General features: G+C 45.6%; 13 protein-coding genes. 11 read left to right on the top strand and 2 right to left on the bottom strand.

Annotated features, from left to right (window positions below; translation table 11 throughout):
* Window positions 1-11: 11 nt before the first annotated feature.
* The gene (gene fdhF, locus NYE38_RS12880) at window positions 12-2954 is read right to left on the bottom strand and encodes a formate dehydrogenase subunit alpha (RefSeq protein WP_139068256.1); all 2943 of its coding nucleotides are present in this window, start codon (window positions 2952-2954) and stop codon (window positions 12-14) included.
* A 306-nt stretch (window positions 2955-3260) separates the two neighbouring features.
* On the opposite strand from fdhF, the gene NYE38_RS12875 reads away from it, so the two are divergent.
* From NYE38_RS12875 to NYE38_RS12845, 7 genes are all read left to right on the top strand, one after another.
* Complete coding sequence (locus NYE38_RS12875; protein WP_007408224.1) at window positions 3261-3629, top strand: DUF2294 domain-containing protein; 369 nt, start codon at window positions 3261-3263, stop codon at window positions 3627-3629.
* A 267-nt stretch (window positions 3630-3896) separates the two neighbouring features.
* The gene (locus NYE38_RS12870; RefSeq protein WP_017418211.1) at window positions 3897-4697 is read left to right on the top strand and encodes a formate/nitrite transporter family protein; all 801 of its coding nucleotides are present in this window, start codon (window positions 3897-3899) and stop codon (window positions 4695-4697) included.
* A 389-nt stretch (window positions 4698-5086) separates the two neighbouring features.
* Complete coding sequence (locus NYE38_RS12865) at window positions 5087-5227, top strand: YrzI family small protein (RefSeq protein WP_003152787.1); 141 nt, start codon at window positions 5087-5089, stop codon at window positions 5225-5227.
* A 172-nt stretch (window positions 5228-5399) separates the two neighbouring features.
* Complete coding sequence (locus NYE38_RS12860; protein WP_007408227.1) at window positions 5400-5555, top strand: hypothetical protein; 156 nt, start codon at window positions 5400-5402, stop codon at window positions 5553-5555.
* Window positions 5556-5726: 171 nt separating this feature from the next.
* Window positions 5727-6266 (top strand): methyltransferase domain-containing protein, encoded by a 540-nt coding sequence (locus tag NYE38_RS12855; RefSeq protein ID WP_013352999.1) that lies wholly within the window; start codon window positions 5727-5729, stop codon window positions 6264-6266.
* A gap of 209 nt (window positions 6267-6475) precedes the next feature.
* Window positions 6476-7042, top strand: coding sequence for a TetR/AcrR family transcriptional regulator (locus NYE38_RS12850; RefSeq protein ID WP_003152789.1), 567 nt, complete (start codon window positions 6476-6478; stop codon window positions 7040-7042).
* Window positions 7043-7069: 27 nt separating this feature from the next.
* Entirely contained in the window at window positions 7070-10231 is a 3162-nt protein-coding gene (locus tag NYE38_RS12845) for a bifunctional cytochrome P450/NADPH--P450 reductase (protein WP_017418210.1), read from the top strand.
* 149 nt (window positions 10232-10380) lie between these two features.
* On the opposite strand, the gene NYE38_RS12840 is transcribed toward NYE38_RS12845, so the two are convergent.
* Window positions 10381-11589, bottom strand: coding sequence for an MFS transporter (locus tag NYE38_RS12840; protein WP_017418209.1), 1209 nt, complete (start codon window positions 11587-11589; stop codon window positions 10381-10383).
* A gap of 124 nt (window positions 11590-11713) precedes the next feature.
* On the opposite strand from NYE38_RS12840, the gene NYE38_RS12835 reads away from it, so the two are divergent.
* From NYE38_RS12835 to NYE38_RS12820, 4 genes are all read left to right on the top strand, one after another.
* The gene (locus NYE38_RS12835; RefSeq protein WP_007408231.1) at window positions 11714-12598 is read left to right on the top strand and encodes a LysR family transcriptional regulator; all 885 of its coding nucleotides are present in this window, start codon (window positions 11714-11716) and stop codon (window positions 12596-12598) included.
* A gap of 63 nt (window positions 12599-12661) precedes the next feature.
* Window positions 12662-13144, top strand: a complete 483-nt coding sequence (gene ybaK / locus NYE38_RS12830; protein WP_063636726.1) for a Cys-tRNA(Pro) deacylase — start codon at window positions 12662-12664, stop codon at window positions 13142-13144.
* 46 nt (window positions 13145-13190) lie between these two features.
* Window positions 13191-14108, top strand: coding sequence for an MBL fold metallo-hydrolase (locus tag NYE38_RS12825; protein WP_025649665.1), 918 nt, complete (start codon window positions 13191-13193; stop codon window positions 14106-14108).
* Window positions 14109-14331: 223 nt separating this feature from the next.
* The gene (locus NYE38_RS12820; protein WP_065180375.1) at window positions 14332-16284 is read left to right on the top strand and encodes a BglG family transcription antiterminator; all 1953 of its coding nucleotides are present in this window, start codon (window positions 14332-14334) and stop codon (window positions 16282-16284) included.
* The last annotated feature ends 128 nt before the right edge of the window (window positions 16285-16412 follow it).

Genomic DNA, 16412 nt, shown 5'->3' with positions numbered 1-16412 from the left:
TCCTCCTTTCCTTAATCAGTTAAGTGCACATAGCCCGGACGGTTCCATTTTCGCTGAGCTTCCACACCGTTTTGCGGATGACGTTTTTTGTTCCGCGGATTCGTTTTCGGAAGCGGCGGAGTATCACAGGAACCGAGCACTTCCATGCGGACTTTTGTCTGCTTATAGGCAGGTGTATGTGTCCGTGAATCATACGCAGGCCCGGTCAGGAAATTAATCGCAGAATCTTTATCTGTAGAGTTCATCGGCAGATAAAGCTCATTTGCGCGGACGCGGTCTGTCACAAGCGCGTTCAATTTAACCGCTCCAAAAGGAGAGACGAGCCGGATCATTGTCCCGTCGCAAATTCCGCGTTCAGCCGCGAGCTCCGGCGATACTTCAACAAATACATCCGGAACTTTAGACTGAATGCCTTTTGACTTGTTTGTCATGTTTCCTTCGTGGAAATGTTCAAGCATCCGTCCGTTGTTAATATGCAGGTCATATACTTCAGGGAATACAGCAGGCTCCACCCAATCGCTCAGCGCAAAGCGGGCTTTTTTGTCCGGGAAGTTAAAGCCGTCTTCATAAAGAAGCGGAGTGCTTTCTCCCGTAAAGCTTCCCCACAGGAAGCTGTTCCAGCCGCTAAGAACGTCGTAGCTTGCTTTTCCGAACAGCGGAGAAAGGCTCGCCATTTCTGAGAAAATGTCGCTAGGATGCGTGTAATTCCAATCAGCGCCTAAACGATTGGCGACTTCCTGAATAATCCACCAGTCGGGTTTTGCATCGCCGAGTGTCGGAAGCGCCTGATACAATCTTTGCACACGACGCTCTGTGTTTGTAAATGTTCCGTCTTTTTCAAGAGATGGAACCGCAGGCAGGATGACATCCGCGTATTGCGCCGTTCTTGAAAGGAAAATATCCTGTACAACAAAGAAATCAAGGCTGGATAAAATGTCATGAACATGGTTGGCGTTTGAATCGACGAGCGCCATATCTTCACCGACGAGATACATGGCTTTCATGTTTCCTTCTTCAATCGCATGGAGCATTTCGATATTATCAAGACCCGGCTTGCCGTCAATTTCAACACCGTAAGCTTTTTCGAATTTAGCGCGTGCCGCATCATCTGTAATATGCTGATATCCCGGAAGCCAGCCTGGAAGAGTTCCCATATCGCAAGCGCCTTGAACGTTGTTATGTCCCCGCAGCGGATAGGCTCCGGCGCCCGGACGGCGGTAGTTTCCTGTGGCAAGCAGCAGGTTGGAAATCGCCGCTGATGTATCAGAGCCGCCTGTATTCTGGGTTACGCCCATGCCCCAAAGAACACAAGTGCCGTCTGCATCACGAATCATTTCGGCAATGCGGATGATCGTATCCTGAGAAAGTCCGGTGATGCGCTCCGCATATTCCAATGTGTATTTTTCCAGCGTTTCTTTATAATCATCAAAGTAGTTGACATTTTCATCAATAAACGCTTGATCGTGCCAGCCTTGGTCAATCATATATTTCGTTACTGCCATGAGCCAGACCTGGTCAGTCCCTTGTTTCGGGCTGATAAAGAGGTCGGACCGTTCAGCCATTTCATTTCTGCGCAGATCGGCAACAATCAGTTTTTGGCCGTGCAGCTTATGGGCGCGTTTCACGCGTGTGGCCAGAACCGGATGTCCTTCCGCCGGATTGGCGCCGACGATGAGCACGAGGCCCGCTTTTGCGATATCTTTAATTGTGCCGGCGTCTCCGCCCATACCGACGGTGCGGAATAAGCCGTCCGTTGCCGGTGACTGGCAGTAGCGTGAACAGTTATCCACGTTGTTGGTTTCAAATACTTGGCGTGCCAATTTTTGAATGACGTAGTTGTCTTCATTCGTAATTTTAGAAGAAGAAATAAAACCGACAGAACCATTTCCGTGTTCGGCCTTGATCGAACCGAGTCTTGAAGCGACAAGGTCAAGGGCTTCTTCCCATGACGATTCAACAAATGCGCCGTTTTTCCGGATGAGCGGTTTTGTAATCCGTTCTTCCGAATTCACGAAGTCCCAGCCGAATTTCCCTTTCACACAAGTGGAAATCGCGTTAACCGGAGCATCGGAAACAGGCTGAATTTTAAGGATGTCACGGCCTTTTGTCCATACTTCAAAAGAGCATCCGACGCCGCAGAACGTGCAGACTGTTTTTGTTTTTTTCGTCCGTTTATCGCGCATAGCCGCTTCCACTTCTGACACGGCGAAGATGCTTGTATAGTCGGGTTCAACATTTTTTACTAAATCAATCATCGGTTCCATGACATCTTCTTTTATACCTGTCATAAATCCGGCTTGGCCGAGCATTGATTTTTCCATCAGTGCGTTACAAGGGCAGACAGTGACACACTGGCCGCAGCTGACGCAGGAAGATTCATTAATGGCGACGCCTTCATCCCAAATGACCCGCGGGCGGTCGCGCTCCCAATCAATTGAAAGGGTCTCGTTCACCTGAAGGTTTTGACACACTTCCACACATTGGCCGCAGGCGATGCATTGGTTCGGATCATAGCGGTAAAACGGGTGAGACATATCAACCGCACACTTTGAATCATCTTTCGGCGTATACGGATATTTCTGATGCTCAATTCCCATCATTTCCGCTGTATTATGCAGTGTGCAGTTGCCGTTGTTGTTATCGCATACCGTACAGTAAAGCAGGTGATTCTCGAGCAGGCGGTCCATGGCCTCTGTCTGAGCCTCTTTTACCCTTCCCGACGTAAGCGAGATGGACATCCCGTTTTCTGCAGCCGTGGAACAAGAGCGCTGCAATTTCCCGTTTACTTCAACAATACAGGTGTCACATGTTTGAATCGGATCCACTTCCGGTACATGGCATATTTGCGGAATCTCAATTCCGTTTTGGTTTAAAATATCTAAAATCTTAGACCCCTCTGGTGCTTCACACTCCGTGCCGTCAATTTTGACACGGATAGACTGAACGTCTGTCACTTCCAATTCCCCTCCATCTTTTAAACTCGAAAAAAAGCCATGCACATAGATACCGGCCTCCTGTCCGGAGAACGGTATAAATACGCATGGCGGAATAGTTCACTAGCAAGTCTTACTAACAGACCAATCCTATTTGTATAAAACGATAGACTCGTAACACGTTTCCTATTACAAATCCATCTTCACTGCTTTTATTATAAGGTGATATTTATTATAATACAATACGAAAGGAAAACTTTAACCAGGTGAAATGTCACAAAGGGGAACCGGGAATGTCTTTCATAGGCTAAAATCGGAGGGGACAGTATGTCTAAAAAAATTCATGAATTTAACGATATTATCCGGAAATTGCGCAAAGAATTATTTGGAAAGGGGCCTGAACGAATTCACACCGTTTTTGTGGATAACATGGCGGTATCTACACTTTACGGCAATCTAAGCGCAAGTGAGCAGTTTATCGCACGCACGCCTGAAGGAAGAGAAATGGTTCATGCGGCGCGGACCAGCTTAATTCAGGAACTGTATTCAAAACAAACGCCTGACGGAATGGAAGAGCTCATCGGAGCAAAGCTGGTGCATCTGTTTTCAGATATAAAAATAGAGGAAAATATTGCTGTATCGGTGTTTGTCTTTGACCGCTCAATTGAAGAGCATAAAGAAGAAATCAAAAGCTGACAATATTCAATTGACACGAAATTGTCACATTTGATATGATATGAACTGCCGGCAGTGGCCTAAGGACGATTTTTTATGGAATGTGTGCATGATCTGTACATATTCTATACCGCATATTTTCATTCTGCTTGATATTGTTGTATGGGTATGCATACAAGTTAGGCAGCATTCAAACCCTCGTTTTTTCAGACGGGTTAGTTGAATGCTGCCTTTTTTGTTAGGCGTCTTTGGAAACTGCGGGCTGAATTGTTAAATGGAGGGGTTATTATGGCTTTTCGTAAACCGGACGAAATAGCGGAGCTTGCGGTCGAATCAGGGGTAAAAAAGGTGCATTCACCGCTTTCAGGACTGATTGTATTAGGATTTTTGGGAGGAGCGTTTATCGCACTCGGTTATTTGCTTGATATCCGTGTCATCGGCGACCTTCCGAAAGAATGGGGAAGCCTGTCGAGTTTAATCGGGGCGTCCGTGTTTCCCATCGGATTGGTGCTCGTCGTTCTTGCCGGCGCGGAGCTGATTACAGGAAATATGATGTCGGTATCCATGGCGCTGTTTTCCAGAAGAATATCCGCCGGTGCATTAGTGAAAAATTGGGTGATCGTGACGTTGATGAATCTTGTCGGCGCACTGTTTGTCGCTTACTTTTTCGGACATGTTGTCGGATTAACCGAAACAGGACCTTACTTGGAAAAAACGATTGCGGTCGCACAAGGCAAATTGGATATGCCGTTTGGAAAAGTCATTGTTTCGGCGATCGGCTGTAACTGGCTTGTCTGTTTGGCCGTCTGGCTTTCTTTCGGCGCAGAAGACGGAGCCGGAAAAATCGCGGGTATATGGTTTCCGATTATGGCGTTTGTCGCAATTGGTTTTCAGCACGTTGTAGCCAATATGTTTATCATCCCGGCTGCGATTTTTGCAGGTTCTTTTTCGTGGGGTGATCTGATTGGCAATCTCATTCCGGCCTTTATCGGGAATGTCATCGGCGGGGCAGTGTTTGTCGGCCTTATTTATTTTATTGCATATTCAAAAAAAGATCAGAAAAAGCAAGGGATGAAAAGAGTTTCCTGAGGTAAGAAAGATGCCGGAAAACACGGACAATTGAAGCGGAATGCCAGCACATTTTCCGTCCAAATCTTGAAAAAAATGTTTACAAAATGGAAGCTGATGGATATACTTACAAAGTAAGAAAAAAGCAAAGGGAGGTTGAATCACATGACGACGTTAAACGGCAATCAAAATCTACAATTGAACCGATTCAGCCTGTGGAAGAGTTCGTGTCCTTCCTTAACCTCTGCCCGTCAAGCACGTTAATTTCGGAGTATCAGGACATTCGCAGCTCCCCGCAGGGAAAGAAGCACCGTCTTCTTTTGTCTGCGGATTTAGTCTGCCCGCAGCGCATATGAACTTTGCTGCGGGTTATTTTCGCTTGCGCGGATATTGAAAGGGGGTGAGCGATAATGACCATTAATCTTTTCTTTTTAACACTGACCATTTCAAAGCGTTTTAAAAGTGCGGAAGAGTATGAACGAGAACAGCAGGTCGAAGAGTTTTATAATGAAGCGAAAGAACGCCAGCTGAAACATTTTTATATGAACTAACGGACACGAAGGGCCAAAACGGAGGAGAAGGAGGAGATTATCATGTTCAGAATTGAACTGCTGAATCATTACACAATGGAGAAGGACCAGGTTTAGCGAGGATGTTGCTGTCACATCGCAGACGGCCTGCATACCATGGTAAAGAAAGAAAAATTGGTAAGCGGGTGATAGCATGCAAGGCGGTCAGAACAGAATTCCATCCATCGGGCACGGGTATGCGTCAATGCCCCATTCATTTAAACACGGCTACGGCAACCCGTACCGCCGGCAGAGAATGGCGGCGCTTTCCCGGCAGACAAGATATATAGCACCGTATTATTGGTACTAGAGCAGGCGGAAAACCTACGTTTTCCGTCTTTTTTTATGAAAACAAATATAAATTTCAAATAAATCGAAACGTTCATGAAGAGAAGTGCGTCTAGTTAGTACCTCATACTAATACGAGGTAATATTATTTCTGAATAATAAATCACAGGAATGGAAAAGCGGGTGTTATACAATGTTGCAACATACATCTTCAGCATTAAAACGAATGCGCGCGAAATACTTTGCTGCATCAGAACCGGCAGAGTCAGTCATTCAGCAAATCTTGATGGACATACAGGAATACGACCGCATTTTGGAAATCGGGACCGGAAACGGCTCAATGTTTAAACAAATCATCGGACAGCTTGAAAAGGGCAGTCTTAAAAGCATAGAAACATCGAAACGTAAAATACGGAAAACACAGCGCGCAAACCGTTCGGTTATAAAAGCCGGGCTCGGAAACATTCAGCAGGGGAGGCCTGAAAGCTTACCGTTCCGCGATCGCAGCTTTCATAAAGTTTTCTCATTACATACTGCTGAAACAGTCAGCGATTACAGGACAGCATGTAAAGAAGTGTACCGCGTTCTTCAAATTGACGGATGTTTCTATATGGTTTTGAAACCTTCGCGGATGAGTGAGAAGGATGTGATTCAGGTGCTCTATGATCAGCATTTCAGAGACATTTCAGTTGTCAGCAGAGATTCATTCCATTTTATTACTGCCATTAAATAGAATATTTCTTGGGAAATAAAAAGAGCTGCTTAAGTCACTGCAGCTCTTTTTGTGAAATTGGGCATATTTCCTTATTTTTGGTTATTTCACATCTATTTTATATTAAAAAAAGTTTTTTTCTTATACAATGGTAATCAGATGACCGTACATTTTAAATATTTTGAACAAACGGAATGAACATTCATTCCGCATTTAGAAAGGGGGATGAAATGACAGCTTCAAACAAGGTTGAACTCATTATGAAAGCGTCGCTTACTTTGTTTACAGATAGAGGATTTGACGCCACGACGATTCCGATGATTGCCGCTCAGGCCGATGTCGGAACCGGCACAATCTACCGTTACTTTGACAGTAAAGAGACACTTGTGAACGTACTGTATCAGGAAAGTGCGCAGCGTTTTATGAAAAAAGTCAAAACGGACTTTCAGGGTATCTCTGTAAGAGAAGGGTTTCATCACCTGTTTTATTGTCTGATTGATTTTACGAAGGAAAGTGAGTATGCATTGTTTTTTCTTGAAACGAATAAGGACGCCTACTTTCTGAATGAAACGAGCCGTAAGCTTCTTGATGAAATAACACAGATGCTTGACGTCTTTTTTCAGCGCGGCAAGTCTGAAGGTGTGCTCCGCAATCTGCCGTCCAATGTGCTGATGGCGCTGCTGCTCGGGGCATATCTCAAACTCTATCAGCTTATTCGGACGGGAAGCGTCGAAATAACAAAACCGTTTCTGAAAGAACTGGAACAATGTTCTTGGGATGCCATCAGAACTCATTAATTATTCGCCGAAGGAAGGAAGATCGATATGAAACAGCTAAGCGCTATACCGCAGCCGAAAACATACGGACCTCTGAAAAATCTCCCTCACTTGGAAAAAGAAAAACTGTCACAATCGCTCTGGAAAATTGCCGAAGAATACGGCCCGATCTTTCGTTTTGAATTTCCGAGCTCTGTCGGGGTCTTCGTCTCAGGCCGCGAGCTCGCGGCAGAAGTCTGTGATGAAAAGCGATTTGATAAAAACCTCAGCAAAGCCTTGCTGAAAGTCCGTGAGTTTGGCGGTGACGGACTATTTACGAGCTGGACTCACGAAAAGAATTGGCAGAAAGCGCATCGGATTTTATTGCCGAGCTTCAGCCAGAAGGCGATGAAAGGCTATCATTCAATGATGCTTGATATTGCCATGCAGCTCGTGCAGAAGTGGAGCAGATTAAATCCGAATGAAGAAATTGACGTTGCCGAAGATATGACGCGCCTGACGCTGGATACAATCGGCCTGTGCGGATTTCATTACCGCTTTAACAGCTTTTACCGCGACACACAGCATCCTTTTATCACGAGCATGCTTCGTGCGCTGCAGGAGGCCATGCGCCAATCGCAGAGACACAGCCTGCAGGACAAGCTGATGATCAAAACGAGACATCAGTTCCAGCAGGATATTGAAGAGATGAATTCGCTTGTAGACCGGATCATCGCTGAGCGGAGGGAAAATCCGGATGAGAATCTGTCTGACCTTTTAGCATTGATGCTTGAAGCGAAAGACCCTGTAACGGGGGAAAGGCTGGATGATGAAAATATCCGTTATCAAATCATTACTTTTTTGATCGCGGGGCATGAAACCACAAGCGGGCTGCTTTCTTTTGCGATATACTGCCTGCTGAAAAATAAAGATAAATTGAAAAAAGCCGTTCAGGAAGCCGAGCGGGTGCTGACGGGTGAGACACCTGAATATAAGCAGATTCAGCAGCTGACATATATCCGCATGGTGCTGAACGAGACTTTGCGGCTGTATCCGACTGCCCCGGCATTTTCCCTGTACGCGAAAGAAGATACGGTTCTCGGCGGGAAATATCCGATTGCGAAAGGACAGCCGGTGACGATTCTGACTCCGCAGCTGCACCGGGATAAAAGCGCGTGGGGAGAAGATGCCGAGCTATTCCGTCCGGAAAGGTTCAGCGATCCCGCGGCAATTCCGGCTGATGCGTATAAGCCGTTCGGAAACGGACAGCGCGCATGCATCGGGATGCAGTTTGCCCTGCAGGAAGCGACAATGGTGCTCGGCCTTGTCCTTAAACACTTTGAACTGATTGATCATACTGATTATGAGCTTACGATTAAAGAAGCTTTAACCATTAAGCCCGGTGATTTTAAAATCCGTGTGAAAAACAAGGATGTGTCCAATCAGCAGTCCGCACAAAACCATAAAGCTGAAGGCAGCGGTCACAAAGAAGAAACGAAAGAAATACCGTCCCACGGAACTCCGCTTCTCATTCTTTACGGTTCAAATTTGGGAACTGCGGAAGGAATTGCGGAAGAGCTGGCTGACATCGGCAGAAGCAAAGGATTTTCAACTGAAACCGGCCCGCTCGATGATTATGCAGGGAAACTGCCTGTAAAAGGCGCAGTCGTTATTGTGACGGCTTCTTATAACGGGGCGCCGCCTGATAATGCGGCGGGTTTTGTGAAATGGATGGAAACCCTTGAAGATCAGGAATTAAAGGGTGTTTCTTATGCTGTCTTCGGCTGCGGAGACCGCAACTGGGCCGCCACTTACCAGAGGATCCCCCGCCTGATAGACAAAGTGCTTGAAGAAAAAGGGGCAAAAAGGCTGACTTCTATCGGGGAGGGCGACAATGCCGATGATTTTGAGTACAGTCAGGAAGCCTGGGAAGACTCATTCTGGAAGGACATCATGAAGGCTTTTCATATAGAGGCCGCTCCAAAACAGGCAAACAAATCACAGTTATCAATCGAATACGTAAGTGAAGCAGCCGAGACGCCGATTGCCAAAACGTACAAAGCATTTGAGGCGGAAGTCATCACAAACAAAGAGCTTCATACCGAAAGCAGCAAGCGTTCAGTCCGGCATATTGAGCTGCGTCTCCCGAAAACCGAAACGTATCAGGAAGGAGACCATCTCGGGGTGCTTCCGCAAAACAGCGGGGAACTGATCAGCCGTGTCATTCGCCGATTCGGTCTTGATCCGAACCAGCACTTTAAGATCAAGGGCCGGCAGCTGCCTCATCTGCCGATGGACCGGCCGGTTAATGCGCCGGAGCTTTTGGCGTCATATGTAGAGCTGCAGGAACCGGCAACGAGAGCCCAGCTTCGCGAACTTGCCGCCCATACCGTGTGCCCGCCGCACCAAAAAGAATTGGAGCATCTTTATTCTGACGATGCGGCATATAAAGAAAACGTGCTGAAAAAACGAATGACCATGCTGGACCTGCTGGAAGATTATCCGGCTTGTGAACTGCCGTTTGAGCGCTTTTTAGAACTTCTGCCGTCCTTAAAGGCGCGCTATTATTCAATCTCAAGCTCACCGAAGTCAAACAAAAGGGAGCTCAGTATCACGGTCGGCGTTGTGACGGCTCCGGCGTGGAGCGGCCGGGGAGAATACAGAGGCGTGGCTTCGAACTATTTAGCCGGATTACAAAATGGCGATTCTGCGGTCTGTTTCATCCGCTCGCCGCAGTCGGGTTTTGCATTGCCTGAAAATACGAAAACGCCTCTCATTATGATCGGAGCAGGCACCGGAATTGCACCGTTCAGGGGATTTATCCAGGCGCGGGCTGCAGAAAAAATGTCCGGTAACAGCCTGGGCGAAGCTCATTTATACTTCGGCTGCAGACATCCGGAAGAAGACGATCTGTACAAAGATGAATTCGACCATGCGGAGAAAAACGGCCTTGTCACCGTGCATCGGGCGTATTCCAGGTTAGATCAGGACTGTAAAGTTTACGTACAGGATGTCCTGGTTCGCGAGGCTGAACAAATTATTGCTCTCCTTGACCAAGGCGGCCATCTCTATATATGCGGCGACGGAAGCAAAATGGCTCCGGCCGTAGAAAATGTACTGCTTCAGGCGTATGAAAAGGTGCATAACACTGATTCAAAAGTTTCCTTGAATTGGCTTGAACAGCTGCAGGCGGAAGGAAGATATGCGAAAGATGTTTGGGCAGGTATGTAACAGAAGAGTGAGACAACTGAAGAATGTTTTTTAATTGAAGAAAGCCGGCACGATATTTGAAATCTACTGAATCAAAAGGAATAGTTATAGGGAGTATCGTGCCGGCCTTAACTTTAGTATCGGACAAAAGACACAAATCTTTAATGTTTTTATTGATTTACATGCAGGCGGCTATGTCCCTTTTTTCTGAATTCCGCCAGAAATAAAACCGGATAAGACACTAATAGCAAAACCGAAATAAATGAAATGATACCGATCCAATGAAAATGCGTCCAAAAGAAACCGCCGCAAGACCCTGCCACGCTTGAACCGATATAGTATGCAAGCAGATATAATGAAGAGGCTTGCGCGCGCTGATCACCGGCTGCGCGGCCGACCCAGGCGCTTGCGATCGAATGCGCGCCGAAAAAGCCGAAGGTAAAGACGGCAATCCCCGCGATTTTAAGCGCAAGCTGGGGCAAAAGTGTCACCGCTGCGCCGGCAAGCATAACAAAAATCGCAATCTTAATCATTTTTGCGCTTCCGAAAAGATCTGCTTTTTTCCCCATATAGACAGAGCTGAACGTTCCCGCGAGATAGACAATAAAAATAAAACCGATCACAGTCTGCGACAAATGATAAGGAGCCGCCATTAAATGAAAGCCGATATAATTATATAATGTCACAAAACTCCCCATTAATATAAATCCCAGAGATATTAACAAAAGCAGCCGTTTGCGGTGCAGAACCGCTCCGTATTCCTTACATGCCGCTTTTACGCCCGCATGCCGCTGAGATGAATGGCGCGGAGCCGGAAGAAAACGCCAAAACAAATAGCTTAATACAATAGAAAGAATGCCGATGATGGCAAGCGCCGGCCGCCAGCCGAATACATCGGTCAGAAGCCCCGTTAACAGCCTGCCGCTCATTCCCCCGATGCTTGTGCCGCTGATATACAAGCCCATCATTTTCCCGAGGCCCTTCGGATCAAACTCCTCGCCTACATATGTCATAGCGACAGCAGGAACGCCTGCCAGAAAAATACCGAGCAGCCCCCTCATCGCCAAAAGCGCCGGAAAAGCCGGACTGAACGCTGTTAATATACCTAAAACAGAAGTAGCTGTTAACGACAGCACCATTAATTTTTTTCTGCCGAATCCGTCAGACAACGAAGCGGCGGCCAATAATGAAAATGCCAAAACGGCTGTTGAGATGGATAAAGTTAAGCTGGCAGCTGCAGCGGAAATATGAAACTCTTCCGAAAACAAAGGCATAAGCGGCTGTGTCGTGTAAAGCGTGGCAAATGTCACAAAGCCGCTGATAAACAGAGCCAAGCTGGCCTTTCTGTAAGCCTTTGTATGAGGCTGAATAAACGTCATGAATGTCCCTCTTTTCTCACTGTTGGTTATATATGTATCGTACGCTTTTCATTTCAATGTGTCTAATTTATAATAACTATAGAAATAATGCGTGTAGGTTATGAGGAAAGGGGAGAAGGAGAAAATGGAGCTTCATCAAATTGACAACTTCATTGCGGCGGCAACTCATCAGCATTTCACAAATGCGGCAAAAGAAAGGATGATTTCTCAGCCGGCATTAAGCCGATCGATTATCAGGCTCGAAGAAGAATTAGGCGCGCCGTTATTTTACAGAGAGACAAAAGCCGTCCGGCTGACAAGGCACGGAGAGCAGTTCTTAATAAAAGCAAAACAAGCGAGACGAGCTTTAAATGAAGGCGTTGAACAAGTGAAAAAAAATATGAGCCTGGAACACGGCGAAATATCTGTATCTTTTCTTCATACGCTCGGGCTGCGCTTAATGCCTCAACTGATTGCCGAATTTAAAAAGCTATACCCAAACGTGACCTTCCGGCTTTATCAAGGCGCAAATGAAACGCTCCGCAAAATGGTGGAAACGGGAGATGCGGATATCTGTCTCAGCTCCCCGCCGCTTCCCAGCGAGCTTTTACAATGGACAGTGCTGGAGAAAGAACCTCTTTATGCGGTGCTACCTGAGAACCACCCGCTTGCAGGAAATAAAAGCATTCAAATGAAAGAGATGCAGGACGAGGATTTTGTCGGATTTAAACCGGGATACGGACTGAGGTATATGTTTGATCTGATGTGCCGGGATTTGAATATACACCCGCATCTCGCATTTGAAGGAGAGGAAGTGTCAACCATATTAGGGCTGACCGCCGCGGGTCTTGGGGCTGCAGTGCTGCCGAAAACCGCGGAGCATTCATACTTTCCGGTCGTTTTTCTTCCGGTTGCAGATTACCAATGCGAACGCACCATAGCGTTAGCCCAGCTGAAAAACCATGCACTCTCTCCCGCTGCTGAGCGTTTTAAACAGTTTGCACTTGAGTATTACAAAGCACGCAACTGAGCGGTCATTTTATTAAAATCGAAGTTGAAAATAAAGCAGAAATACAGAAAATGGAGGAAAACCATGGCGAAAAAAACAGTGAAAACAAATGCTGTCCGTATCATTGAGCAGCAAAACATTCCCTATGAGCTATTAGGTTACAAAACAGAAGGGGGACAGCCCGCAGACGGTCTTTCCGTTTCACAAAAAATCGGATACGCTGCCGAATATGTTTATAAAACCTTAGTGGCATCTGCAGGAACAGATCGTTATTACGTCTTTGTCATTCCCGTTGCAAAAGAACTGAATCTGAAAAAGGCTGCGAAGGCGGCAGGTGAGAAGAAAATAGAAATGATTGCCATGAAGGACCTTTTAGGAGTGACCGGCTATATGCGCGGCGGCTGCTCTCCGATCGGCATGAAAAAAAGGTTTCCGACTTTTATTGATAGATCCGCTGAAACACTGGAGTTTATGATTGTCAGTGCGGGGAAAATCGGAATGCAGCTGAAAGCAGCGCCTCAAGATTTAGCCGAAGCAAGCGGGGCGGTATTTACAGACATTGTATAAATGTCCGATGAATCTAATGGAATACACGTGTCAAGGGAGAATGATAATGAAAAAAAGATATGAAAACTTGAATGGCGTGAAGAATGAACATGGATTCAGGGACATGTTGAAATGGATGAAAGAACGAAGAGAGAAAAGTAAAGACTTAAGCGAGAACATTCCGAAAGCGGTCACTAGGGATGTCCGTGATGTTGCCGTCAATCGGACGGAAACCGCCATAACATGGATCGGCCATTCTTCATTTCTGATCCAAATACAGGGGCTTAACATAATGACCGACCCTGTATGGGCGCGGCGGATGGGTTTTCAAAAACGGCTGACAGAGCCGGGATATGAATTGAGCGAACTGCCTGACATTGATGCCGTGCTCATTTCACACGGGCATTATGACCATCTTGATTTTCCGAGTATAAATAAACTGAGAGGAAACCCGGATTTTTACGTGCCTGCGGGATTGAAAAAGCTGTTCATCAAAAAAGGCCGCAAAAAGGTTCATGAAATGAATTGGTGGGATCGTTTTGAGTTGCGGGGGGTGAATATATCATTTGTTCCGGCCCAGCACTGGACACGGAGAACGCTTTGGGATACCGATACCTCTCATTGGGGAGGCTGGGTCATAGAAAGCGAAAACGGCGAGTCCATTTATTTTGCAGGAGATACAGGCTATTTTGAAGGCTTTAAAGAAATCGGAGAGAGGTTTCGTATTAAGGCGGCTCTGATGCCGATCGGAGCATACGAACCGGAATGGTTTATGCAAGTGTCACATATCAATCCGGAAGACGCCGTGAAAGCGTTTTTGGAGCTGAAGGCTGACAGCTTCATTCCGATGCATTACGGGGCATTCCGGCTTGCTGATGATACAGGCCCGGAAGCATTAAGCAGACTGCACGGCGAGTGGGACCGGCTTGCATTACCTCCTGAAAACCTGAAAGCATTAGCGCTTGGCGAAACATTTTGGCTGTAACAGCAGGTTTTCGCTGCCGACACCAATCGTTTAAAAACGGTTGGTGTTTTATTGTCAATGTGAATAGCTCTGTATAAAACATGATTTTTCCGGAACCTGCGGTAAAAAACAAAACTTTTTACTCTTTTGTTTCACTATAAAATGAAAACGGTTTCGTATGCGCAGTATATTTAACCTATCACAATTGCTCCAGCAGAAACGGACAGGAAGGATAGAAAAACAGATGAAATACATGAATTCAAGGCAGAAAAAGATTTTGTATCTGTTGTTATCTGAACCTGATGACTACTTAGTTGTGCAAGATTTCGCAGACAGGGTCCGCTGTTCTGAAAAAACGATCAGGAATGATTTGAAAACGATTGAAGATTTCCTGAATGAACATGCTCAAGCGCAGCTGATCCGCAAACCGGGATTAGGCGTCTATTTACATATATCTGAACAGGAAAGGTTACGGTTAAGCCGGCAAATTTATAATGAGCACTTTACATGCCGGCACAAGACCGATGAAGAAAGAATACTTCACATCGCTTATGATTTATTAATGAATTCAAAGCCCGTTTCCGCAAAAGAAATTGCCGCACAGCATTTTGTAAACAGAGCTTCCATTAAAAAGGATGTAAGTGCGGTTGAAGAGTGGCTGAAGCGATTTGATCTCACGCTGGTATCTAAACAGCGGCTCGGCTTAAAGATTGAAGGGGACGAAAAAAACAAAAGAAAAGCATTGGCGCGAATTTCAGATTTGATTGATAATGCGGAATTTACAAGCCAATTTATAAAAAGTAAGTTTTTAAGTCATGAAGCGGACTTTGTGAGAAAAGAAATCAAGTTATTACAAAAAAACCATTCTATCTATTTTACGGATGAAACATTTGAAAGTTTGCTGCTGCATACATTGCTGACGATCCGCCGTATCAAAATGAAACAGCCGGTCGCCATTTCTGCAAGACAGCTGGAGGCGGTAAAAAAGAAGAAAGAATATGAATGGACACTGGCTTGTTTAAAACGGCTTGAGCCGGTATTTGCCATCCGGTTTCCTGAGGAAGAAGCCGTCTATTTAACTTTACATATAATAGGCGGGAAAGTCCGCTATCCATCGCAGCAAGAAAAGAAGCTTGATCTTGAAGATTCTGAGCTTTCCAAAGTCGTCAGGCATTTGATCAACTGTGTTTCAGAACTGCAAATGCTGGATTTTCATAAAGACCAGGAACTGATCAACGGATTGAACATTCATCTCGATCCGGTGTTGAAGCGGCTGAGCTATGATCTCTCTGTTTCAAACCCCATGCTTCACGACATCAAAAAAATGTACCCTTATTTGTTTCATCTTATCATTGACGTTTTAGAAGACATCAATCAAACATTTGATCTTTATATTCCTGAAGAAGAGGCAGCCTATTTGACGCTGCATTTTCAGGCAGCGATCGAACGGCTGCGCCGAAGCAGTCATAACCCTAAAAGGACGATCATCGTCTGCCATATGGGCATTGGCATGTCGCAATTGCTGCGGACTAAAATTGAACGCAAATTTCATCACATTACGGTAAAAGACTGTATCGCAAAAGCGGAGCTGACAGAGTATATCAAAAAGCATAAAGATATAGATTTCGTCATTTCTACGATAGGGCTTGGAAATGTAACGATTCCTCATATTGTCGTATCACCGCTTTTGGAGCCTGCTGATGAAAAAAAGCTCAGCGCATTTATGCAACAGCTTGATACATCGCACCGCCGGGAGCAAAAAACGTTTAAAATGCTGAACGATACGACTCCGTTTCTCGTTTTTTTACAGCAAGAGACAGAGCACCGTTATCAGGTCATTGAAAAGCTGGCGCGGGCTTTGTATGAAAAAGGCTATGTAGAAAAAGAGTATGGCATTCATGCAGTAATGAGAGAAAAAATGTCGGCGACAAATATCGGGGCGGGTATTGCCATCCCTCACGCGAACTCTAAATATATCAAACAATCAGCCATTGCAATCGCCACCTTAAAAGAGCCCATTGAGTGGGGGACGGAACAGGTGTCGCTTGTATTTATGCTTGCCGTCAAACACGAAGATCAAAACAAGGTAAAGCAATTATTCAGTGAGCTTTCCTATCTTAGCGAGCAGCCGGCATTTATTCAAAAACTGACGGAAGAAAAAAATGTGATGACGTTTTTATCGTATTTAAACTATTAAAAGCAGGGGATGGCTCCCTGCTTTTTTTCTGTTTATAGGGAAAAATGCCGTTATTTCCGGAACTTATGGTAAAAAAACGCGCTTATCACAGGCTGATTTCAGTATAAAGTTGAGACAAGATCTTGAAA

It is taken from the genome of Bacillus sp. EU63, from assembly GCF_038592915.1.
Classification (GTDB): Bacteria; Bacillota; Bacilli; order Bacillales; family Bacillaceae; genus Bacillus; species Bacillus velezensis.
The sequence above is the reverse complement of the archived record's forward strand: the minus strand, read 5'-3'. Positions and strand labels throughout refer to the sequence as shown.